The sequence below is a fragment of the Candidatus Sulfotelmatobacter sp. genome (genome assembly GCA_035504415.1).
Lineage (GTDB): Bacteria > Vulcanimicrobiota > Vulcanimicrobiia > Vulcanimicrobiales > Vulcanimicrobiaceae > Vulcanimicrobium.
Genome location: DATJRY010000003.1, coordinates 15,590 through 37,507, shown reverse-complemented (window position 1 = coordinate 37,507; position 21,918 = coordinate 15,590). Strand labels below are relative to the sequence as shown.

The following is a 21,918-nucleotide window of genomic DNA, read 5'->3' as shown; positions in this document are numbered from 1 at the left end:
CGATTCCTGTCCAGGGTCGTTGGGGTAGAATCGCGTCATGGAAGCGACCGACGGCCCGCAGGCGGCCAAGGCAGCCGGGCTCCGCTACACGACGGACGCTCAGCCGGGCATTCGGCGCGTGCGGCAGGGCCGCGCCTTCCGGTACGTCGATCCGCAGGGGCGCCCCGTGCGCGACGCCGCCACGCTGGCGCGGATCCGCGCCCTGGCGATCCCGCCCGCCTACCAAGACGTCTGGATCTCCCCGCTGGCCGACGGCCACCTCCAGGCGACCGGTCGCGACGCGCGCGGACGCAAGCAATACCGCTACCACAAGCGCTGGCGCGCGGTGCGCGACGAGACGAAGTTCGACCGCATGCTGGCTTTCGCCAAGGCGTTGCCGACGATCCGTGCCGCGGTCGCACGCGATCTCGCGCTGCGCGGTTTGCCGCGCGAGCGGGTCCTCGCGACGCTGGTGCGGCTGCTCGAAGAGACCTCGATCCGCGTCGGCAACGAAGAGTACGAGCGGGAAAACGACTCGTTCGGGCTGACGACGCTGCACGAAGAGCACGTGCGCGTGCACGGTGCGATGATCCGCTTCCACTTCCGCGGCAAGAGCGGCAAGATGCACGACGTGACGGTGCACGATCGGCGCGTCGCGCGCATCGTCGCCGCCGTGCAGGACCTGCCCGGCCAACACCTTTTCGAGTACGTCGGCGAAGACGGCGCGCCGCACGAGGTCCGCTCGGAGGACGTCAACGCCTATCTGCGCGCGGCCTCGGGCGAGGATTTCACCGCCAAAGACTATCGCACGTGGCAGGCGACGCTCTCCTGCGCACTGCAGCTGGCGGCGATCCACGAGCCCGAAGCCAGCGCGACCGGCCGCAAAAAGCAGGTCGCCGAGGTGGTGGCGGCCGTCGCCGAGCGCTTGGGGAACACGCCGGCCGTCTGCCGCAAGTCCTACATCTTTCCCGGTATCATCGACCGCTTCGTCGCGAACGGTGCCCTGGAGCTGGCGGCGCGCGCCGTCGCCAAGGCCGCGGCGCACGACCTGCACGACGAGGAGTGCGCCGTCGTCGGCCTGGTCGAGCGGATCATCGCCGACGAGGCCCGGCCCCTCGCCGAGGCCCTGACCGCTTCCGTCAAGGCGGTCCGGAAAAAGAAGCGCCGGACCGGTGCAAAGAAAGCAGCCTAGCCGGGTACAACGGCGCCATGCGTACTTTTCTGCTCGCCGCAGGTCTCGCGGCACTCCCACTCGTCGCAAGCTTCTCGATGCCGGCCCCCGCGATCGCGGGCCCTGTCGGCTCAGCCTGGGTCGAGGGCAGCCTCGTCCACATCTCGACGACCAACGTCAAGGTCATCGACGACAAAACCGGCAAGGAGCTGAGCTTCCTGCTGGTGCCGCACTTCGACCAGATCTTCTCCGAAGACGGCAAGACCACGTACCAGATGAGCGCGCTGCATCGCGACCAGCTCATCAAGGTCTACTACGACCAGAAGTTCCTAGGCCAGCGGCACGCTGACCGGATCGAGGTCCTCAACCGCCACCAGATGATGGTCAAGCAGCAAAAGGGCTGATTCGACCCGCGCGCGATCACGTCGCCAACCGTGAGGCGAACGTGATCGCGTGCCCGCCCGGTTCGCGGATCGTGATCTCGTGCATGCCGTAGAACGTCTTGCGCAACGGTACGAGCACGTCCGCGTCGGCGACGGCGGGGACGAGCAGCTCGATCTCGTTGACGGTCACGAACAACGTCGCCGCACCACGGCCCGACATCGTCGCGTTGACGGCGCGGGCCGCGTCGTGGCCGACGTCGGCGATCACGCTGGCGTGCGACTGCACCATCACGGTGACGCCGTCTTTTTCGAGCATCGCGAAGCCGAGGTGTCCCTCGTGCGGCACCTCGGCGACTTGCGAGAAGCCGAGCCGATCGCGGAAGAAGTCGCGCGTCGGCTCGACCGTTTCGACGATCAGCACCGGGGCGACGGACTCGTAGCGCAGCGAGGTCATCCGATTCGCTGCGCTACGCGCCCGTCAGACCCTGCCGGACGGCGTCAGCCGCCGCGGGAGATCGGGGTGGGCGTCGGCGTCGGCGTCGCGGCCGCGGTCGGCGTAGCCGTCGGCGTCGGGGTGGGGCTCGGCGTCGGACTCGGCGTCGGGCTGGGGCTGGGGCTGGCCGGCGCGTCGACGGTAACCGGGATCGTCAGCGTCGGATCGCAGGCATGCTCCTTGGCGTCGCTGTTCGTGCCCGTCAACGTGATCGTGCACGAGGCGGGGCCGGCGCCGGCAGGCGTCACCGTCAGGTTCGCCGTCCACGGCCCTTCGTCGTGACCGCTATTGTCCTTGTGCCAGTCGATCCACCAGAAGACGTCCCAGATCAGCGTCCACAACAGCGAGTGGTGCTTGTGGTGCGCGCTGGCCGGCGGGGTGAGCGTGGCGGGCGAGACGGTCGGGCAGTTGCCGGTGCCGGCGATCGACGCGGTGACCGAGTCGATGACGGAGTCGTTGACGGTGACCGTCACCGTCTGCGCGGTTCCGGCCGCCGCCTCCGGCGCGGTGAACTCGAGGCTGCTCGGGCTCGCGCTGATGACGCTCGGGGCGGGCGAGGCGCCGCCGCCGCCCTTCCAGTCGGCGTCGGCCGCCGCGCGGACGGCCGATTGCGGCCCGGCCGGCGTGATCGTCGAGATCGGCGCGCTGCCGCCGCCTCCGGAGCAGGCGGCCAGCACCGCCGCAGCGGCCACGGCCGCCGCCAGCGCGCGCGTGGCGGGGGTGCGTTCGAACATCTGAAGACTCCCGGCTTGTCCAGCAGAAGGGGCGAAAAGGGCGGGGTTCACCACCCGCCTGCTCCTCTGGTCGGCGCCGGGGATGGCGTCCCTTAACCGTTCCGATACATGGTGCGCGGGGTCACGCGAGGAATCGCCGCGCGGTTTGACGCACCGCGTCTGTTCCGGTAGACTGTCGTTTCGAACGGGCGGCTAGCTCAGTGGGAGAGCGCCACATTGACACTGTGGAGGTCAGAAGTTCAATCCTTCTGCCGCCCACCACGACCAAGAAGACCTCACAATATTGTGAGGTCTTCTTCATAGGTCAAAAAAACGTGGAGGCCGCTGCCAAGGAATCCTGAGTTGGTGCTGGTACGTCTGTAGCACAACTGAGCCACCTTGGAAAGGGACGCATTAGGATGAAGCGGCTCCTTGTTGGATTTTGTCTCGTCGTCGGCCTCGCTGCGTGCAGCGGCGGCGGCGGGGGAGGTGGCGGTACGGCGCCCCCACCCACCGCGACGCCGACTCCGGCCAGCGTGACCGGCGACATGCTGGCCTACGCGCCTTCGCGCGGCTGGAACTATCAGGGCGAAGCCAGTGGCGAGGCCGACACGCTCACGCTCTACGCCGAGCCGGATCTGATCGACGGCTACGAGGCCTTCGTCCTCGGGGTCAGCTCCGGCACCGAAGCCACGCTGCTCACGAGCGAGGCCAACTTCTACGACTACTCGGCGGCCGATATGGGCGTGACGTCCAGCGCGAGCGGCTACAACGTCGGCATCGAGGCGTCGGCCGGCGGCACCTACGTCGTTCCCGGCAATCCGCTGCTGGTTCCCACGACGCTGACCGCCGGCCAGACGTGGTCGCCGTACGCCGGCGTCACCGCGACGGTCACCTCGGTCGGCACCGTCCCGGGCGCGAGCGTTTGCCCGACGCCGGCGACCGGTGCCGTCGTGCAGTACGCCTACTCGAACCTCGAAATCGCGGTCTCGTACGTCCCCGGCTGCGGCATCACCGGCTGGACCGGGCCGAACGAGAGCTTCACCCTGGTCTCGACCGCGACGTACGCGTCGATCGGCCAGACCAGCATCGCGCGCAAGCTCGAGGGGCTCACGATGTTCGACACCGTGAAGTCCCTGCTGGGCTTGAACCGGCAGGCCTTCCCCGGCAGCGCGCGCGGCCTGAGCGCCGGACTCTTCCGCCGATAGGCGGGACGCGAACGTGGTCGGCGCGCGCCCTAACGCATGACGGCGCGCGCCAACCCGTACGCGGCACCCGCGGCGAGCGCGCCGATGGCCCAGGTCTGCAGCGCGCCGAGCAGCACGCGGGCGTTGAGGATCCGCGCGCGCACCGCACCGAACACGAGCAGCGCGATCGACGTGCAGCCGATCGACCACAACAGCGCCTGGTGCGCGTCGACGACGAGCGCGTACGGCGCCAACGGGAAGATGCCGCCCAGCACGTAGCCGCCGCCGACCAGCACCGCGCTGCGCGGCGCCGCGCGCTCGTCGGGCCGTTCGAGCCCGAGCTCGTTGCGCATCATGAAATCGACCCAGCGCCGCTGGTCCTGCGCGATCTGGTCGACCGCTCGCGAGAGCACCGGTTCGCGTAAGCCGTAGCCGTGCAGGATCGCGGCGACCTCGGCCCGCTCCTCGCCGGGGATCTCGATCGTCTCGGTGACCTCGCGCTGGTACTCGCGCGCGTAATGCTGCGCGTCGGTACGCGCGGCCAGGTAGCCGCCCAGTCCCATCGAGATCGCCCCGGCCACGATCTCGGCCAGGCCCGCGGTCAGCACGATCCCGCTCGCGGCGACCGCGCCGGTCACTCCGGCCGCCAGCGCGAACGGGACGGTCAGCCCGTCGGCCATCCCCAGCACCAGGTCGCGCAGCGTCTGGGCTTGGACCTCGTCGCCGTGGCTCTCGGGATGTGGATCGATCGCGGCGCTCATCGCCAGGAGTCTAGCGGCTCCTGCTCGTTTCGTCACGCCACACCGTGCCGTGAGGCACGCCGAAGGCGCGCGGCGAAGGAACGCGCGTGACCACAACCAGTACCGTCGACATCGCGCATCTCCGCCACACCGCCGCGCACGTGCTGGCGTACGCCGTGCAGGACCTGTTTCCCGAGGCCAAGCCGACCATCGGCCCCGCGATCGAAAACGGCTTCTACTACGATTTCGACCGCGGCACGCCGTTCACGCCGGAGGACCTGGAGAAGCTCGAAGGGCGCATGCGCGAGATCGTCGCGGCCGACTACCCGATGACCGGGCGGCGGGTCACGCGTGAGGAAGCGATCGCGGCGTTCCGCGACAACCCTTACAAGGTCGAGATCGCCAGCGAGATTCCGGCCGACGAGCCGATCACGCTCTACACGATCGGCGGCTTCACCGACCTGTGCCGCGGCGGACATGCCGAGAGCACCGGTGCGATCGGTGCGCTCAAGCTGATGTCGGTCGCCGGCGCCTATTGGCGCGGCGACGAGCACAACCCGATGCTGCAGCGCATCTACGGCACCGCGTTCACGACGCAGCAAGAGCTCGACGACTATTTGGTGTTCCTCGAAGAAGCGGCGAAGCGCGATCATCGCAAGCTGGGGGCCGAGCTCGATCTGTACCACGTCGACGAGCTGGCCGGTGGGGGCCTGGTGTTCTGGCACCCCAAGGGCGCGCTGATGCGCGGCATCGTCGAGCAGTTCATCCGCGACGGCCTACGCGAGCGCGGCTACTTGCCGGTGGTGACGCCGCACATCGTGCACGAGAACCTCTACGCGACCTCCGGACACCTCGAGCACTTCGCGGACGGCATGTTCGGGCCGATCGAAGTCGAGGGCCAGCGTTTCCGGCTCAAACCGATGAACTGTCCGGGCCACATCCTGATCTATCGCAGCGAAGGTCGCTCGTACCGCGATCTGCCGCTGCGCTACAGCGAGTTCGGCACCGTCTACCGCTTCGAGCGCAGCGGAACGCTGCACGGCCTGACCCGCGTACGCGGCTTCACCCAGGACGATGCGCACCTCTTCTGCACGCCCGAGCAGCTGCAAGGCGAGTTCGAGCAGACGCTCGACGAGGCGCTGCGGCTGATGGAAGCGTTCCAGTTCACCGACTTCGAGTATTTCCTGAGCACGCGCGCGGACCGCGGACCGACCGACCCGCTCGCCGAGGCAGCGATCCGCAACGCGCTCGAGTCGCACAACCTGCCCTACGGGATCGACGAGGGCGGCGGCGCGTTCTACGGGCCCAAGCTCGACATCAACCTGCACGACGCGATCGGCCGCAAATGGCAGCTGGGCACGGTGCAGGTCGACTTCGTCCTGCCCGAGCGCTTCGACCTCAAGTACCGCGGCTCGGACGGCGCCGACCACCGGCCGGTGATGATCCACCGCGCGCTGGCCGGCTCGATGGAGCGCTTCTTCGGCGTGCTGATCGAGCACTTCGCGGGCGCCTTTCCGGCCTGGATCGCGCCGACGCAGGCCGTCGTCGTTCCGATCTCCGAGCACCAGCTCGACTACGCGTACGACGTGCGCGACCGGCTGCGCGCGCGCGGCTTCCGCGCCGACGCCGACGCCTCGAACGAGAAGCTCGGCTACAAGATCCGCCATTGGAAGACGCAGAAGGTGCCCTACATCCTGGTCGTCGGCAAGAGCGAGCTCGCCGAGGGCACCGTCAACGTCAACGAGCGCGGCACCGAAGAGAAGCGCACGGTCACCGTCGACGCCTTCGCCGACGAGTTGGCCGCGCGCGTCGACTCCCGCCGCTAGACGGGAAGCGACGCGTCGTCCGGGGCGAGCTCGACGGCCACCGCGTTGCGGCCGTCGCGCTTGGCCCGGTAGAGCGCGGCGTCGGCACGCGCCGTCAGCGCGTCGACGCCGGCGTCGCTCTCTCCGAGCATCGCGACCCCGACGCACAGCGTGACGACGCCGTGCGGCGTCGGCGCGCGGCGGTGGGCGATCAACAGCGACTCGACCGACGAGCGCAAGCGTTCGGCCACCATGCAGGCACCGTCGCGATCGGTCTCCGGCAGGACCGCGACGAACTCCTCACCGCCCCAGCGCGCGACCACGTCGCCGGGCCGCAGCGTCGCCGCGCGCATGGCCGACGCCACCGCTTTGAGCGCCTCATCGCCGGCCAGGTGCCCGTAGGTGTCGTTGAACTGCTTGAAGCCGTCCACGTCGGCGAGCAGCAGCGCCAGCGGCCGGTGCGTGCGGTGCGCGCTGCGGATCGCGGCGTCGAGCCGCTCTTCGAAGAAGCGCCGGTTCGGCAAGCCGGTCAACCCGTCGACCATCGAGAGATCGCTCAGCTTCGCGAACAGTACGTGCATCTGCCGCAAGTACGCCGAGAGGACCGCCGTCGACGAGACGATCACCAGCAAGCGCGCGAGATACCAGCCGACGGTGTAGCGCTCGCCGGCGGTCAGCGTGACCTGCACGTCGAGCACCGCGGCGGCGAGCGCGACGATCAGCCAGGTCTGCAAGACCGTGCGCCCTTGCGTCCAGGCGACGGCCAGCGCCAGCACGACGACGTTCGTCAGCACGATCACTTCGCCGGCCGCGGCGCGCGCGAGCGTGCGGTAGACCTCGCCCTGCACGTTGCTCGAGAGCGGTCCGGCGTTGGCGACGACGATGCCGACCAGGAACGCGACGATCGCCAGCGTTACCAGCAGCATCGGCAGCGTCCAGCGCGCGGCGGTTGCGCGATCCGGGACGCTCCACTTGGCGCGATCGGCGATCAGCGCCGCCAGCACCGCCAGCGCGAACTCGACGTGCCAGACGGCCCATAACCAGTACGACGCACCCGGCTGAATCGTGAACGGGAAGAGGCCGGGGAAGGTGAGCACGTACGAGCACGCGATCAGCCCCGCCCCCAAGTACGCGCAGCCCAGGATCGCGGTCCCGACCAGCCGGCTGGCCTGGAACTGGCTGAGCAGCAGATAGCCGGTGATGAAGTAGCCGAAGAACGCGATCCCCAGCAGCGCCGGCTGCAAGCCGGGCGCGCGCGGCGCCGGCACGGCGGCGTACGGGAGCGCGACGATGCTGATCGCGGCGAGCCCGAAGATCACCGCGATCGCGACGACGCGCTGCCGTCCGTCGACGGGTTCGCTCGCGATGCTCAGCATCACCCGAACGCTTCGGCGTCCGCTCCCCCGCCCCCGCGCCAGCCCAGCGCGGCGACCACGGCCGTGACCAGCTGCACCGCCACGATCAGCGCCACCGTCGCCGGCCAGCCCCCGCGCGCCCAGAACAGCGCCGGGACCAGGGCGCCCAAGGCGCCGGCCGTGTAGTAGACGGTCAGGTAGAGGGCGGCCGCCGTCGAGCGGCGCTCGCGCGCCACCACGCCGATGTAGCCCTGCGAGGCCGCCTGCGCGGCGAAGACGCCGGTCGAGACCAGCCCGAGACCGAGCACGACCACCGGCAGGCGCGGAATCAGCGTGAGCACGATCCCGGCGGCGCTGGTTGCCAGCGCGATCAACAGCGTCGCACGGTGGCCGAGCCGGTCGATCAGCCGGCCGGCGAACGGCGTCGCGACGACGCCCAGCAGGTAGACGGCGAAGACGTTCCCGAGCGCGAAGGTCGGCAGCGCGAACGGCGGCGCGGCCAGATAGAAGGTCGCGAACGTGAATGCCGCCGTCAGCGTGAACAGCACGCTGCCGCCGACGACATAGGTCGCCAGCAGCGTGGGGTGACGCGCGAAGCGCCCCATCGCGCGCACCGCGTCGATCGCCGACGACTGGCGGCGAAAGTGACGCGCGCCGGGCAGCGCGAGCAGCACCAGCACGCCGCCGCCGACGTTGAGGGCGCCCAGCACCACGAACGCGGCCTGCCAGTCCCAGCGCGCCGTCACGAGCGCCGCGATCCACCGGCCCAGGAAGCCGCCCAGCACGTTGCCGGCGATGTACGCGCCGATGGCGCGCCCGCCGACCTGCGGCGGGAACTCCTCGGCGATGTAGGCGAGCGTGACGGCGAAGACCGCCGGCATGCACAGCCCTTGCGCGAAACGCCACAGGACCAGCGCGTGCAGCGAGCGCGCGCCGGCGGCCGCGAAGGTGACCAGCGCCAGGACGAAGATCGCGCCCACGATGACGCGCTTGCGGCCCAGCGCGTCGGCCAGCGGCCCGACGAACGGCGCCGCCAGCGCGCAGGCGAAGGTCAGCGCCGAGATCGTCGCGCCGACCGCTGCTTCGTCGGCGCCGAACGTCTGGCGCAGGCTCGGCAACAGCGGTTGCGTCGCGTACATGTCGAGAAACGCCGTTCCGCCGCAGACGCTCAGCGCCAGATATCGGGGGTCGAGCCGCACCTGCGCATGGTAGCGCAACCGGTGCCGGGCCACGACGGGTTTTCTCGGAGGTGCTGCTGCTGGGGATCGAGACGTCCTGCGACGACACGGCGACCGCCGTCGTCCGCGACGGCGTGCGCGTCCTCTCGAACGTCTCGACCAACCAGGACGCCTTTCACGCCAAGTACGGCGGGATCGTCCCCGAGATCGCCTCACGCCGTCACACGGCGCTGCTTTCGGCGGCGGTCGACGACGCGCTCGGCCGCGCCGGCGTCGACCTGGGCGATCTCGACGGCATCGCCGTGACCGCCGGCCCGGGGCTGATCGGGAGCCTGGTCGTCGGCGTCGCTTCGGCCAAAGCGCTCGCGTTCGCGACCGGTCTACCGCTGTACGCCGTCAACCATTTGCACGGCCACATCTTCGCGGCGTTTCTCGAGCGCGACGAGCCGCCGGCGTACCCGTTTCTCGCGCTGCTCGTCTCCGGCGGTCACTCGCAGCTCGTCGCCGTCGAAGGGCCCACCACCATGCGCGTGCTGGGCAAGACGCGCGACGACGCCGCTGGCGAAGCCTTCGACAAGACCGCGCGACTGCTCGACCTTCCGTTTCCCGGCGGCCCGGCGCTCGAGGCCTTGGCGCGCGCCGGCGATCCGCGGGCGTACGCGTTTCCGCGTCACCGACCCGATCCCGGAACGCTCGACATGAGCTTCTCGGGGCTCAAGACCTCGGTGCGCTACTTCCTGGACTCCGAGCGCGGCCGCGGCGCCTCGCGCGCCGACGTCGCCGCCTCGTTCCAGGCCGCGGTCGTCGACGTTCTGATCGATCGGGTCGCGCGCGCGCTCGACGAGCGCGACTACCGCGCGCTCGTGCTCAGCGGCGGCGTCGCCGCCAACGGCGCGCTGCAAGCGGCGTTCGCGGCGCTCGGCGCGCGCCGCGGGATCCCGACGTTCATTCCCGAGCGGCGCTTCTGCACCGACAACGCGGCGATGATCGCCGCTGCCGCCGAGCACCGCGCGGTCGATGCGCGCGCCGACGCGGCGACGCTCGTCGCCGACCCCAACTTGGCGTTCGCGTAGCGCGCTACGCGCTGCCGTGCTCGAGCAGCCAGTCGATCGCGCCGGCGAGATTGGCTTCGGTGGGATCGTCCTCGAACAGCAGGCCGTTGAGGAAGAACGCCGGCGTGCCGGGAATCCCGCTCTCTTCGCCGCCTTCTTTCACCTCGGCGATGACCGGCGCGTACGTTCCTTCGCGCAGCGCGGTCGCCAGCGCGTCCGCGTCCAGCCCGAGCTCGCGCGCGTAGCCGAGCAGGTGCGGCTCGTCGAGCGCGTCCTGGTGCTGGTAGAGCAGATCGTGCAGCTCCCAGAACTTGCCGTGGTCGGCCGCGAACTCGGCGGCCTCGGCGGCTTTCTCGGCGTGCCGGTGCTGGAGCAGCGGAAAGCTCCGAAAGACGATCCGCAGCTGGGTCGGGTACCGCCGCGCGAGCGCCTGGACGGTCGATTCGGCGCGCCCGCAGTAGGGACACTCGAAGTCGCCGTACTCGACCAGCGTCACCGGCGCGTCGGCGGGACCGCGCGCGTGATCGTCGGGACCGACCGGGACGGCGAGATGAGCCTGGTCGTCGCTCATGCGGCATCTCCTTCCCGCTGGCCGGCCCAGCGGCGAATTCCGCTCTCGACCGCGACGAACTCGGCCGGGCGCACTTTATCGCGCAGCGCCGGTTCGCTGGTCGTCTCACCGACCGCGACCGGGATGCGGACCAGCACCTCGCCGCGATCCGTATGCTCGGTGACGCGGTGAGACGTCGCTCCGACCCAGCGCACGCCTTGCGCGAGCGCGTCACGCAGCGCATGCGCGCCGCGCAGCGCCGGGATCGTCGAGCCGTCCGGCGCGACCAGCGCGTCGGCCCGCGGATCGAGCGGCAGGAACGCGGGATGAACGTTGATGGTATCGGGGAAACGCGCGAGGAACGCGGGCGCCAGCAAGTGCATCCAGCCCAGTAGGAGCACGACGTCGGGTTCGGTCGCCGCGACGGTGTCGGCCAGCCGCGCGTCGTAGGCGGCGCGCGACTCCGCCGCACGGTCCCACGCGACGACGATCGGCGGCACGCCGTGCTCGCGCGCCGCGTCGAGCGACCCGGCGCCGGGCTGGGCCGAGATCACCGCGTCGACGTCGAGCGGCAAGCCGCCGGCCGCGACGCGCTGCAGCACGTTGCGCGCGTTGGTCCCGGCGCCCGAGGCGAGAATCGTCGCGCGATACCGGTGGCGGAAGTCGCCGCGCGCGAACGAGTCGACGATGCGCGCGTCGGTCAAGCGGGTGACGGCGGTGACGAATCGTTCGCCCTCGGCGGCGGGGAAGAGCGCCTGTTCGTACCCGCGCGCGCGCAGCTCGGCGAGCGCCGCGGTGATCAGCAGCGCGCCGGCACCGCTGCCGCGCTCGCTGGCGCTTATCCCGACCGGCCCGACCATGCCGAGCTCGCGGCGCCCCCGCCAGGCGCGCAGCCAGCGACAGTGCGCGTCCATCTCCCCGGCGAACGCGACGAAGCCGAGGATCTCCTCGCCGCGCTCGGCGATGAACGTGCTCGAGCCTGCCGCCTCGGTCGACCACCAGGTGCCGGGGAACTCCGCGTCGATCCAGGCCGCGAGCCGCTCGTCGGGACCGTCCTCGAGCCGCAGCGTGAAGCCGGCACGCTGCGCGCGTGCGTGCACCTGCGCCAGCACGTCGGCACCGAAGCGGTCGTCGTCGAGGGACGCGAGCAGCGTAACCGGCATCGCGGCTCCGGCTCGCTCAGCTGCGCGCCGGGCGCACGACGACGCGCGGCTCGTCGTCGCGGCGCGGCTGCACGAAGCCGACGACGCGCGTCCCCGGTACGGCCGCCAGCGCCGCGTCCACGTCGGTGAACGGCACGATGAGCGTATAGCCCACACCCATGTTCAGCGTGCGATAGCGCTCCTCGCTGCCCAGATCGCCGCGACGCACCAGCTCGGCCATGATCGGCGGCACGTCCCATCGCGTCTGCTCGAAGACTGCCTTCACGTGCTCGGGCAGCGTGCGCGGCACGTTGTCGATCAGTCCGCCGCCGGTGACGTGCGCCATCGCCTTGACGTCGGCGACGGCGCGAATCGCGCGCACCGCGTGCAGGTACGAGGGGTGCGGCGCGAGCAGCGCGTCGCCGTACGTCGTCGACCCGAGCGGCTGGCCGTATTCGTCTTCGCCGATCAGCGAGCGCGCCAAGCTGTAGCCGTTGGTGTGCAGCCCGACGGCGGGCAAGCCGAGGATCGCGTCGCCCTCGCCCACCCGGTTGGGATCGGGGATCGCGTCCAGCTCGACGATACCGACGATCGTGCCGGCCAGATCGAAGTGCTCCGGCCGGTAGACGCCGGGCATCTCGGCCGTCTCGCCGCCGAGCAACGCACAACCGTTCTCGCGGCACGCGCGGTGAACGCCCGCGACGACGAGGGCGGCCAAGTCGGGATCGAGCTTGCCGACGGCCAGGTAATCGAGGAAGAACAGCGGATCGGCGCCCGTGACCAGGATGTCGTTGACGCAGTGGTTGACCAAATCGGCGCCGACCGTGTCGTAGCGCCGCAACGACGCGGCGATCAAGAGCTTCGTGCCGACGCCGTCGGTCGATCCGACCAACGCGCGCTTGGCGTCGCCTGGCAGCCGGAACAGCCCGTTGAATCCGCCGAGCGACCCAAGCTGGTCGGGATGACTCCAGCCGGACGTCACCTCGCGGTACCGTTGTACCGCCAGGTTGCCCGCATCGATGTCGACGCCCGCCCGGGCGTACGCATCACGCACGTCGAGCCTGCGCAGAAGCACCGTCGAACCAAAGGGCCAAAACGAAGATTCGCGTAAACGAAAACAGGTTGTCCATCACGGTCGTTTGGCCGTTTCTGTCCCCCTGGAGGAACTCCATGCAGGTCCACGTCTCGCACGACGCGGCCGCGTCGGTCGCGACCGGCGCGCTCGTCGTCCCGGTCTTCTCGGGCAGCCCGCTCGACGGCGCTGCGGCCGAGGTCGATCGCGCACTCGGTGGCGCGATCAGCGACGTGCTGACCGGCGAGATCACCGGCAAAGCGAACGAAACGTCGCTGATCCACGCCAAGGGATCGCCGTTCGGGCGCGTGCTGGTGGTCGGGCTGGGTGAGAAGGCGAAGCTGACCGCGGGCGCGTTGGCCAAGTACGCCGGCACCGCGGTGCGCTATCTGGGCAAGCGCGGCGTCGATCGCATCGCGATCGCGCTGCCGGAGAACGGGCTCGACGCGGCGCAAGCCGCCTCGGCGGTCGCCGAAGGCGCGCAAGCCGGGACGCTGGACGGCACGCTCTACCGCACCGAGCCCGACAAACCGGTCGTCACGACCGAGGTGACGATCCTGAGCGGCGGCTACGAACGCGACGCGGTGAAACGCGGCGCGGAGCGCGGCTCGATCGTCGGCGAAGCCGTCAACGCGGCGCGACGCATGGCGCTCACGCCCGGCAACGACATGACGCCCACGCACCTGGCCAATCGCGCCAAGGAGCTGGCCGCCGACGCCGGTCTCGAGGTCACCGTCTACGACGAAGCGTGGATGACCCAGAAGGGGATGGGCGCGCTGCTGGGCGTCTCGCGCGGCTCGGACGAGCCCGCGACGCTGACAGTCCTGCGCTACCGAGGCGATCCGTCCTCGAACGAGACCCTGGCGCTGGTCGGCAAGGGATTGACGTTCGACTCCGGCGGCATCTCGCTCAAGCCGCCCGAGAACATGCACGAGATGAAGTACGACATGTCGGGCGGCGCCGGCGTCATTGCCGCGCTGTGGGCGATCGGGAAGCTGCGTCCGAAGATCAACGTCATCGGCGTGGTTCCGTCGTCGGAGAACCTGCCCGGTCCGCGCGCGATGAAACCGGGCGACATCCTGCGCGCGATGAACGGCAAGACGATCGAGGTCCTCAACACCGACGCCGAGGGTCGCCTGATCCTCGCCGACGCGCTCGCGTACGCGGTCGAGCTGGGCGCGACCAAGATCGTCGACGCGGCGACCCTGACCGGCGCGTGCGTCGTCGCGCTCGGCCACGCCGCCAGCGGCGTGATGTCGAACGACGAAGGTTTCGTCGCGCGGTTCTTGGGCCTCGTCGGCGACGTCGGCGAGCGCTACTGGCGTCTGCCGCTCTTCCCCGACTTCGACCAGCAGATCAAGAGCGACATCGCCGACCTCAAGAACACCGGTGGACGTCCCGGCGGCGCGGAAACCGCCGGCGCCTTCCTCAAGGCGTTCGTCGCCGAGAGGCCGTGGATCCACCTCGACATCGCCGGCACCGCCTATCTCGACAGCGAGTCGTCGTACCTGGCCAAAGGCCCGACCGGCACGCCGGTGCGCGCCTTCGTCACCCTCGCCGAAGATCTCGCCGCCCACGGTTTCTCGACCAACGGCGTGACCAAGGAGATGGCCACGGTCTAGCCTGCCTTCTCGAGGACGCGAACGACGGACCGGCAGGATGAGCGGACCAAGAGCGCCGGAGGTCCGCACATGCAGCGCCTGACCGGTCCAAACGGCGAGATCGTCGCGTATGACCCCGCTGCGACAGCGGTCGCATACCTCGACTTCGCCGGGGACGGTTGCAGGTGTCGCGGTTGCAGGAACTACGCTGCGGCATTCGAGTCGAAATGGCTCGAGCGCGACGTGCTCGTCGCTTGCGAGACGATTGGGATCGACGTCTCCAAGGCGATTGAGACGACGATGTACCTGGTCGACGGTTCCACCGGTCTCGCTCTGTACAGCGGTCAATTCCCGTTCGTCGGACGTCTGATCGCCGACTCGTCGGTGCAGCGCCAGTCTTGGGGCTTCCGGTCACCCCGGCTGCAATTCAAGGCAGTTGCAAAGTCTGACCTTCGTAGTTTAGACTTAGCATCGTGAAATCTCCCCCGAGTGCAGGCGATGTCGCGGCGGCGCTGCGGGTCGGGCTCGGCGTGCTCGTGCGGCGGCTTCGGCAGGCACAGGCCAGCGAGGAGCTGACGCTGCCCGAAACCTCCGCCCTCTCGCGCCTCGAGCGCTGCGGCCCGACGACGGTGACCGAGCTGGCCAAGCTCGAGCAGATCAGCTCCCAGTCGATGGGCGCGACGCTCGCGGCGCTCGAGGCGCGCGGCCTGGTCGCTCGCAAGCCGGACCCGGACGACGGCCGGCGCGTCGTCGTCTCCATCACCGGCGCCGGGCGGGACGTCGTGCGCAATCGACGCTCGGAACGCGTGTCTCTACTGGCGCGCGCACTAGAGGACGGCTTCACGCCCGCCGAGTTGCGGACGCTCGCCGACGCGGCGCCGCTGCTGGAACGGTTGGCGCAACACCTGTGAGCGAGACGAAGACCGACCGCTACGCGTGGGTGGCGCTGTCGAACACCACGCTGGCGGTCTTCATGTCGGCGCTCGACGGGTCGATCGTCATCATCTCGCTGCCGGCGATCTTTCGCGGCATCCAGCTCGACCCGCTCGCGCCGGGCAACATCGGCTACCTGCTGTGGATGATCATGGGCTATCTGCTCGTGCAGTCGGTGCTGGTCGTCACGCTCGGGCGGCTCGGCGACATGTACGGCCGCGTGCGCATGTACAACGCGGGGTTCGTGATCTTCACCTTCGGGTCGATCATGCTCTCGTTCGACCCGTTTCGCGGCGCGAGCGGCGCCGACTGGCTGATCGGCTGGCGCATGCTGCAAGCGCTGGGCGGTTCGATGCTGACCGCGAACTCCGCCGCGATCCTGACCGACGCGTTTCCCGCCAACCGTCGTGGCTTCGCGCTCGGGATCAACCAGGTCGCCGGACTCGCCGGTATGTTCATCGGCCTGGTGCTCGGCGGCGTGCTGGCCGAGTTCGATTGGCGCGCGATCTTCTGGATCAACGTTCCGGTCGGCATCTGGGGAACGATCTGGGCCTATCTCAAGCTGCGCGACACCGGCGTGCGGCAACGCGAGCGCATCGACTGGTGGGGAAACCTCACCTTCGGCGTCGGCTTGAGCGCGCTGCTGATCGGGATCACCGACGGTATCCATCCGTACAAGGATCATCCCATGGGGTGGACCAGTCCGCTGACGCTGGCGCTGCTCGCCGGCGGCACGTTGCTGCTGATCGCCTTCGCGTTCATCGAGCGCAGCGTCGCCGAGCCGATGTTCCGGCTCGACCTGTTCCGCATCCGCGCCTTCACGGCCGGCAACGTCGCGCTGCTCGCCGCGTCGATCGCGCGCGGCGGCATCCAGTTCATGCTGGTGATCTGGCTGCAGGGCATTTGGCTGCCGCAGCACGGCTACGACTACGCCCAGACGCCGCTGTGGGGCGGCATCTACCTGCTTCCCTTGACGGTCGGCTTCCTGATTGCCGGACCGCTCTCGGGAATGCTCTCCGATCGCTTCGGCGCGCGCACGTTCGCGACGGCAGGCGCGCTGGTGTCGGCCGCGAGCTTCGTCGGCCTGCTGTGGCTGCCGATCGACTTCCCGTACTGGGCGTTCGCGCTGCTGATCACGCTGAACGGCATCGGGATGGGCATGTTCGCGGCGCCCAACACCGCCGCGATCATGAGCAGCGTCCCCGCCGACGAGCGCGGCGTCGCCTCCGGCATGCGCGCGACGTTCATGAACGCCGGCCGCTTGCTCTCGATCGGCATCTTCTTCTCGCTGATGATCGTCGGGCTCGCCGGCAGCCTGCCGACGGCGTTCGCGCACGGGCTGGAGAGCGAAGGCGTGCCGGCCGCGGTCGCGCAGCACGTCGCCGCGCTGCCGCCGGTCTCCTCGCTGTTCGCGGCGCTGTTGGGCGTCAATCCGGTCGAGCAACTGCTCGCGCCGAGCGGAACGCTGCGCACGCTCTCGTCCGCGCACGTCCGCATCGTGACCGGCAAGACGTTTTTCCCCCACCTGATCACCGCACCGTTCCATCAGGGCTTGCTGATCGCGTTCGGCTTCGCCGCCGCGCTGTCGGTCCTCGCCGCCGTCGCCTCGTTGTTGCGCGGCGGCCGCTACGTCGCCCCCGCATTCGCAGAGGAAGGAATCTAGAACATGCCGCTCAGCGCGCTCGACCGGACGCCCGCACTGGTCGTGATCGACCTGCAAAAAGGGATCGTCTCCTACCCCACCGTGCACCCGATCGAGCCGGTCGTCCACAACGCCGCCGAGCTGGCGCGCGCGTTCCGCCGGCGCGGCTGGCCGGTCGTGCTCGTCAACGTCACCGCCGTACCGTCAGGGCGCACGCAAGCGCAGCGCTTGAGCGCGGCACCGGCACCCGACTGGGCCGAGCTCGTCCCCGAGCTGGACGCGCAGCCGAAAGACGTGCTGGTCACGAAGCGGAGCTGGGGCGCCTTTCACGGCACGGCGCTCGACGCGGAGCTGCGCAAGCTCGGCGCGACGCAGATCGTCCTGGCCGGCGTCGCGACCAGCATCGGCGTCGAGTCGACCGCGCGTGAAGCGTACGCGCACGGCTATCACGTCGTGCTGGCGACCGACGCGATGACCGACCTCAACCCCGACGCACACGCCAACAGCGTCGAGCGCATCTTCCCGCGCTTGGGCGAAACCGCGACCACCGCCGAGCTGCTCGGCGCGATCGACCGCGCCGGTTAGGGCTTAATTCGCCTTCCGCAGGATGCGGCTCCGACGGCGCGAATCGCCGCCGTCGGAGGGTGTGGACATGGCGAACGAGGTTTTCGTCTGCTACTGGATCGGCGAGTATCAGTCGCCGCTGCCGACTCCCAATACGATCCCGGCGCGGGCGACGATCGTCCCCTTCGCGTTCATCGGGATCCAGCCCGACTACACGCTGGGCTTCGGCGACGTGACGGCAGTGTACCCGCAAGCGCAGCTCCAGCAATGGATCGACGAGTTGCGCGCGCGCGGGACGAAGGTCTTGCTCTCGGTCCTCGGCTCGCGGCTCGGGACTGTTCCCGCCGACCAGGTCGATACGCTCGTCGGCGCGATCGTCGACGCCGTCCAGAACTGGAAGGTCGACGGCGTCGATCTCGACTACGAACCGCCGTCCGCCGACAGCTCGTTCGGGCTCGTCGTCCAACGACTGCGCAGCGCCCTGCCCAGTGCGATCCTCACGCTTCCCGTCTACGACGCGTGGCTATTCGGATGCCAAGACCTGTTGAAGCAAGTCGCGCCGTACCTCGATTATGTGACGACGATGGACTACTCGCCTTATCCGGGATACGACCAGACGATCGCACGGTGCAAGCAGTACGCGGCCCTGATTGGGGGATGGTCGAAGCTTGTCATCGGCGTGTGCTGCATGAATCCGGCCAACTCCAAGTTCACGCCGATCGGCGACGTCGCGACGTTTGCCAAGTACGAGCCGAAAGGCGGCGTGATGCTCTACACCTTCCCCTACGACCTCCAGAAGCGCATGATCAAGCAGAACGGGCAACCGGTCCAAACCGGTACGCAGCTGCCCGATCAAAAATTCACGGACACGATCATCGCGAACTTGCCCCGAACGTGACTGACGCTTTCCCTTATGCTTTGAGCGCGGGTTGGCGATCGGCCTGAACGCCGCCCAACGAGACGGCCGGGACGCTCGGGTAGCGCCCCGTCAGGCAACCCAGGCAGAAATCGCTGCGATCGCGCCCGGTCGCACTGACCAGATGCTCGATGCTCAGGTAGCCCAGCGAATCGGCGCCGACGCGTTCGCAGATCTGTTCGACGCTCAGGTTGGCGGCGATCAGCTCGGCGTACGTCGCCATGTCGACGCCGAGGTAACACGGGTGCACGATCGGCGGCGAGGTGATGCGCAAATGCACCTCGCGCGCGCCGGCGTCGCGCAGCAGCGAGACGATGCGCGGCGTCGTCGTGCCGCGCACGATCGAGTCGTCGACGACGACGACCCGCTGGCCGCGCAGGTTCTCGACGATCGGGTTGAACTTGAGCTGCACGCCCTGGCTGCGCATCTTCTGGTCGGGGCTGATGAAGGTGCGGCCGATGTAACGGTTCTTGATCAGCCCTTCGACGTACGGCAGACCGCTCTCGGCGGCGAAGCCGATCCCGCCCGGGATCGCGCTGTCCGGCACGGCCATCACCACGTCGGCGTCGACGGGATGCTCGCGCGCCAGCGCGCGTCCCATCTCGTAGCGCGCCATGTAGATCGAACGGCCGCTGAGCACCGAGTCCGGCCGCGCGAAGTAGATGTACTCGAACATGCACAGCGCCGGCGGCTTGACGATCTCGGTGTGCTCGGTGCGAATCCCGTCCTCGTCGATCAGCACGACCTCACCGGCCGCGATCTCGCGCAAGTAGTGCGCGCCGACGGTCGCCAGCGCGCACGACTCCGAGGCCAGCATGTAGCCGGCTTCGCCGTAGGTCCCGATGCACAGCGGCCGCACGCCCCACGGATCGCGGAAGCCGTACAGGGCGTCGCGGGTGCACAGGACGACCGAGTACGCGCCTTCGGCCAGCCGCATCGCGGCCTTGATCTTCTCGGTCCAGGTCTGTCCGGGCGCGAAGGCGATCGTCTTCGCCAAGATCTCGGAGTCGGAGGTCGCCTCGAGCCGCGCCTCGTCGGGGAGCAACAGCGCCAGCTCGTCGGCGTTGGTCAGGTTCCCGTTGTGCGCGAACGCGAACGGCCCCAGGTCCGATTCGTCGACGAACGGCTGCGCGTTGACGACCACCGAGCTGCCGGTGGTCGAGTAACGGGTATGGCCGATCGCGACGTCGCCGCGCAGCCGCCCGAGCACCTCTTCGTTGAACACGCCGGTGATCAGGCCCATCTCGCGGTGGCCGTCGATCTGCGTGCCGTCGCCCACGGCCAGGCCGGCGCTCTCCTGCCCGCGGTGCTGCAGGGCGTAGAGGCCAAAGTAGGTCAACCGAGCGACGTCGTCTCCGGGCGCGTAAACCCCGGCGATGCCGCACGCTTCGTGGAGGACGTCGCCGGCCGGTTGGGCCGCTTCCTCGTCGTACGCGCGCGCCATGTATTACTGTTCACGAACCGGGCCCCCCGGTCCCGGTTTCAGTCGCGCGAAGAAGAGCGCGAGCCGAAGATCTGCAGCAGCGCGATGAAGATGTTGAGCGCGTCGAGATAGATCGACACCGCCAGGTCGACCGCGGTCAGCCCGTCGCCGCCGGCGCGGATGCGACTGAAGTCGATCAGCGTGTAGAGCGTGAACACGCCCAGCGTCGCCCAGGCGTAGAACGTCGGGTGGACCCAGTGGGTGAACACCGAGATGATCCCGACCAGGATCAGCGCCAGCAGCAATCCGAACGCGAGCCCCTGGAACCGCCGCCAGTCGACCGAGAAGGCGTACGCGACGCAGCCCAGGGCCAGCATGCCCGCACCCGTCGTCGCCGCCGCGTTGACCACCACGTCGGGGCCGAAGGCCAGCACGTAGCGCTGGATGGTCGGCGCCAGCCCGACGCCCTCGAGGAAGGTGAAGGCGTAGAACCAGAGCAGCGCCGCCTGCGGGTTGCGGCGCACCGCCGAGATCACGAAGATCAGGGCGAAGGCCGCGATGAACGCGATCAGGCCGGCCCCGGGCGAGATGCCGCGGAACAGATACGCGGCGATCGCGGTGATCAGGAAGCCGACGCCCGTGATCCCGAAGACCTGGCCCAGCAGGCCGGCCGTATTGACCTGCGGTCCCAGCGTGCGAAAACGCGGCTGCGTTTGGTACATGACATCCTCCACTACCCGCCAGGCGGGTCGCCGGTTACGCTCGAATCTCCAGGCCCCGATGGTCCTCGCGTCCCGCTTGAAGACCGTGGCGCTTGGTGTGCGCCGCGTGCCCGGTGCCTACGTCGCGGCCGCGGTCAGCTTCGTCGTCATCCTGCTGAGCTCGCACTTCCGTTCCACGCAGCAAAACAATTATGTCCGGGTGGCCGATGCATGGTTGCACGGGCGGATGTGGATCGACTGGCCGGGCCGCTGGATGGACGCGGTGGCCTATCACGGTCACCACTACGGGGTCGACGGTCCGGTCCCGGCGATCTTCATGATCCCCGCGGTGCTGGTGTGGGGACCCAACGCGAATCAGACGACCGTCGCGATCCTGTTCGCCGCGGCCTCGGTCGCGCTGGCGTGGATGCTGGCCGAGAAGCTCGGCGTGCGCGATCTCGCGACGCAGGTCTATCTCGCGCTGTTCCTGGTCGCGGGGACCGACGTGTGGTGGTGCGCCGAGCTCGGCGACGTGTGGTTCCTCGCGCACCTCACCGCGCTCGCGTTCGCGCTGGGCGCGCTGCTCGAGCTGTGCGGGAAGCGCCGCGGCTGGCTGGTCGGCCTGTGCGCCGTCCTCGCGGCCGGCGCGCGCTTTCCCGAAGTCGCGGCGTTTCCGCTGTTCGCGTGGGGCCTGTGGACCGGCGCCTTCGCCGACGTCACGCCGACGCGCGAACAGCGCTTCGCGCAGCTGCGCTCGTTCGGCATCGTGCTGGCCTGCGCGGCGGTCGCGTTCATCGGCTACGACGAATTGATGTGGGGGACGATCGACGACATCGGCCACACGCTCTACTACCACCAGGACGGCTGGGGCGCGCCGACCGGCTCGCCGTTCCAAATCTCGTACATGCCCTACCAGATCTACTCGTTCTTCTTCCGCGGCCCGGAACTGGTCGAGTGGCTGCAGCACGTGCAGTGGCCGTACGTGAAGCCGGCCACGCAAGGACTCGCGCTGACGTTCACCAGTCCCGCGCTCGTGCTGACGCTCCTCGCGCGCCAACCGCGCCGGCTCGTCGTCGCGCTGTGGATCACGACCGGTCTGGTCGCGCTCCCCTCGTTCTTGTACTACCTCAACGGCTGGGTGCAGTTCGGGATGCGCCACATGCTGGATTTCTTGCCGTACCTGTTCGCGCTGATGGCGATCGCGGTCAAGGACCGCCTGCCGCGCTGGGGCATCGCGCTGATCATCTACTCGGCGATCGTCGGCGCCTGGGGCGTCTGGTACTGGAACGTGTTCGTCCGCACCGGCGGCTGATCGCAG

General features: G+C 69.4%; 22 protein-coding genes and 1 tRNA gene. 13 read left to right on the top strand and 10 right to left on the bottom strand.

Translation table 11 applies throughout. From position 1 onward, the window contains the following. The first annotated feature begins 37 nt into the window (after positions 1 to 37). Together VMD91_00410 and VMD91_00405 are read left to right on the top strand one after the other, a co-directional pair. Positions 38 to 1,171 (top strand): hypothetical protein, encoded by a 1,134-nt coding sequence (locus VMD91_00410; protein ID HTW82510.1) that lies wholly within the window; start codon positions 38 to 40, stop codon positions 1,169 to 1,171. A 17-nt stretch (positions 1,172 to 1,188) separates the two neighbouring features. Next, complete coding sequence (locus VMD91_00405; GenBank protein ID HTW82509.1) at positions 1,189 to 1,554, top strand: hypothetical protein; 366 nt, start codon at positions 1,189 to 1,191, stop codon at positions 1,552 to 1,554. 16 nt (positions 1,555 to 1,570) lie between these two features. On the opposite strand, the gene VMD91_00400 is transcribed toward VMD91_00405, so the two are convergent. Together VMD91_00400 and VMD91_00395 are read right to left on the bottom strand one after the other, a co-directional pair. Beyond that, the gene (locus VMD91_00400; GenBank protein ID HTW82508.1) at positions 1,571 to 1,987 is read right to left on the bottom strand and encodes a VOC family protein; all 417 of its coding nucleotides are present in this window, start codon (positions 1,985 to 1,987) and stop codon (positions 1,571 to 1,573) included. A gap of 44 nt (positions 1,988 to 2,031) precedes the next feature. Further along, a complete protein-coding gene (locus VMD91_00395; protein ID HTW82507.1) occupies positions 2,032 to 2,760 on the bottom strand; it encodes a hypothetical protein in 729 nt (242 codons plus the stop codon). A gap of 186 nt (positions 2,761 to 2,946) precedes the next feature. Between VMD91_00395 and VMD91_00390 the strand changes: the two genes are divergently transcribed. Together VMD91_00390 and VMD91_00385 are read left to right on the top strand one after the other, a co-directional pair. Then, positions 2,947 to 3,021: transfer RNA gene (locus VMD91_00390), tRNA-Val, on the top strand. 137 nt (positions 3,022 to 3,158) lie between these two features. After that, entirely contained in the window at positions 3,159 to 3,947 is a 789-nt protein-coding gene (locus VMD91_00385) for a hypothetical protein (protein HTW82506.1), read from the top strand. A 29-nt stretch (positions 3,948 to 3,976) separates the two neighbouring features. On the opposite strand, the gene VMD91_00380 is transcribed toward VMD91_00385, so the two are convergent. After that, positions 3,977 to 4,687, bottom strand: a complete 711-nt coding sequence (locus VMD91_00380) for a VIT1/CCC1 transporter family protein (protein HTW82505.1) — start codon at positions 4,685 to 4,687, stop codon at positions 3,977 to 3,979. An 86-nt stretch (positions 4,688 to 4,773) separates the two neighbouring features. On the opposite strand from VMD91_00380, the gene thrS reads away from it, so the two are divergent. After that, positions 4,774 to 6,492 (top strand): threonine--tRNA ligase, encoded by a 1,719-nt coding sequence (gene thrS, locus VMD91_00375; GenBank protein ID HTW82504.1) that lies wholly within the window; start codon positions 4,774 to 4,776, stop codon positions 6,490 to 6,492. Here thrS and VMD91_00370 read toward each other — a convergent pair. Together VMD91_00370 and VMD91_00365 are read right to left on the bottom strand one after the other, a co-directional pair. Further along, entirely contained in the window at positions 6,489 to 7,847 is a 1,359-nt protein-coding gene (locus VMD91_00370; GenBank protein HTW82503.1) for a sensor domain-containing diguanylate cyclase, read from the bottom strand. The two genes, thrS and VMD91_00370, sit on opposite strands and share 4 nt — an antisense overlap. Next, entirely contained in the window at positions 7,847 to 9,058 is a 1,212-nt protein-coding gene (locus tag VMD91_00365; protein HTW82502.1) for an MFS transporter, read from the bottom strand. Before VMD91_00365 ends, VMD91_00370 begins: the two co-directional genes overlap by 1 nt. 17 nt (positions 9,059 to 9,075) lie before the next feature. Between VMD91_00365 and tsaD the strand changes: the two genes are divergently transcribed. After that, positions 9,076 to 10,077: a tRNA (adenosine(37)-N6)-threonylcarbamoyltransferase complex transferase subunit TsaD gene (gene tsaD / locus VMD91_00360; GenBank protein HTW82501.1), complete on the top strand. Its 1,002-nt coding sequence runs from the start codon at positions 9,076 to 9,078 to the stop codon at positions 10,075 to 10,077. A gap of 4 nt (positions 10,078 to 10,081) precedes the next feature. Here the strand turns inward: tsaD and VMD91_00355 are convergent, their stop codons facing one another. From VMD91_00355 to purM, 3 genes are read right to left on the bottom strand one after another with little or no spacing between them, the layout of a single operon-like run. Continuing rightward, positions 10,082 to 10,627 carry a thioredoxin domain-containing protein gene (locus VMD91_00355; GenBank protein HTW82500.1) on the bottom strand — a complete coding sequence of 182 codons (546 nt, stop codon included), beginning with the start codon at positions 10,625 to 10,627 and terminating at the stop codon, positions 10,082 to 10,084. Further along, the gene (locus tag VMD91_00350; GenBank protein HTW82499.1) at positions 10,624 to 11,769 is read right to left on the bottom strand and encodes a GNAT family N-acetyltransferase; all 1,146 of its coding nucleotides are present in this window, start codon (positions 11,767 to 11,769) and stop codon (positions 10,624 to 10,626) included. The genes VMD91_00355 and VMD91_00350 overlap by 4 nt, the downstream gene beginning before the upstream one ends. 16 nt (positions 11,770 to 11,785) lie before the next feature. Further along, on the bottom strand, positions 11,786 to 12,823 hold the full coding sequence (gene purM / locus VMD91_00345; GenBank protein HTW82498.1) for a phosphoribosylformylglycinamidine cyclo-ligase: 1,038 nt from the start codon (positions 12,821 to 12,823) through the stop codon (positions 11,786 to 11,788). Between the two features lie 95 nt (positions 12,824 to 12,918). Between purM and VMD91_00340 the strand changes: the two genes are divergently transcribed. From VMD91_00340 to VMD91_00315, 6 genes are all read left to right on the top strand, one after another. Continuing rightward, entirely contained in the window at positions 12,919 to 14,442 is a 1,524-nt protein-coding gene (locus VMD91_00340; protein ID HTW82497.1) for a leucyl aminopeptidase, read from the top strand. Positions 14,443 to 14,511: 69 nt separating this feature from the next. Next, positions 14,512 to 14,898, top strand: coding sequence for a hypothetical protein (locus VMD91_00335; protein HTW82496.1), 387 nt, complete (start codon positions 14,512 to 14,514; stop codon positions 14,896 to 14,898). Further along, positions 14,895 to 15,332, top strand: coding sequence for a MarR family transcriptional regulator (locus VMD91_00330; GenBank protein HTW82495.1), 438 nt, complete (start codon positions 14,895 to 14,897; stop codon positions 15,330 to 15,332). Before VMD91_00335 ends, VMD91_00330 begins: the two co-directional genes overlap by 4 nt. Beyond that, positions 15,329 to 17,017 carry an MFS transporter gene (locus tag VMD91_00325; GenBank protein HTW82494.1) on the top strand — a complete coding sequence of 563 codons (1,689 nt, stop codon included), beginning with the start codon at positions 15,329 to 15,331 and terminating at the stop codon, positions 17,015 to 17,017. Before VMD91_00330 ends, VMD91_00325 begins: the two co-directional genes overlap by 4 nt. Before the next feature lie 3 nt (positions 17,018 to 17,020). Next, complete coding sequence (locus VMD91_00320; GenBank protein HTW82493.1) at positions 17,021 to 17,581, top strand: isochorismatase family protein; 561 nt, start codon at positions 17,021 to 17,023, stop codon at positions 17,579 to 17,581. 67 nt (positions 17,582 to 17,648) lie between these two features. Next, positions 17,649 to 18,458 carry a glycoside hydrolase family 18 protein gene (locus VMD91_00315; GenBank protein HTW82492.1) on the top strand — a complete coding sequence of 270 codons (810 nt, stop codon included), beginning with the start codon at positions 17,649 to 17,651 and terminating at the stop codon, positions 18,456 to 18,458. Positions 18,459 to 18,471: 13 nt separating this feature from the next. On the opposite strand, the gene purF is transcribed toward VMD91_00315, so the two are convergent. Both purF and VMD91_00305 read right to left on the bottom strand, forming a co-directional pair. Then, positions 18,472 to 19,920, bottom strand: coding sequence for an amidophosphoribosyltransferase (gene purF / locus VMD91_00310; GenBank protein HTW82491.1), 1,449 nt, complete (start codon positions 19,918 to 19,920; stop codon positions 18,472 to 18,474). 38 nt (positions 19,921 to 19,958) lie between these two features. Further along, positions 19,959 to 20,621: a Bax inhibitor-1 family protein gene (locus VMD91_00305; protein ID HTW82490.1), complete on the bottom strand. Its 663-nt coding sequence runs from the start codon at positions 20,619 to 20,621 to the stop codon at positions 19,959 to 19,961. 76 nt (positions 20,622 to 20,697) lie between these two features. On the opposite strand from VMD91_00305, the gene VMD91_00300 reads away from it, so the two are divergent. Beyond that, entirely contained in the window at positions 20,698 to 21,912 is a 1,215-nt protein-coding gene (locus tag VMD91_00300) for a hypothetical protein (GenBank protein HTW82489.1), read from the top strand. Positions 21,913 to 21,918: the final 6 nt, after the last annotated feature.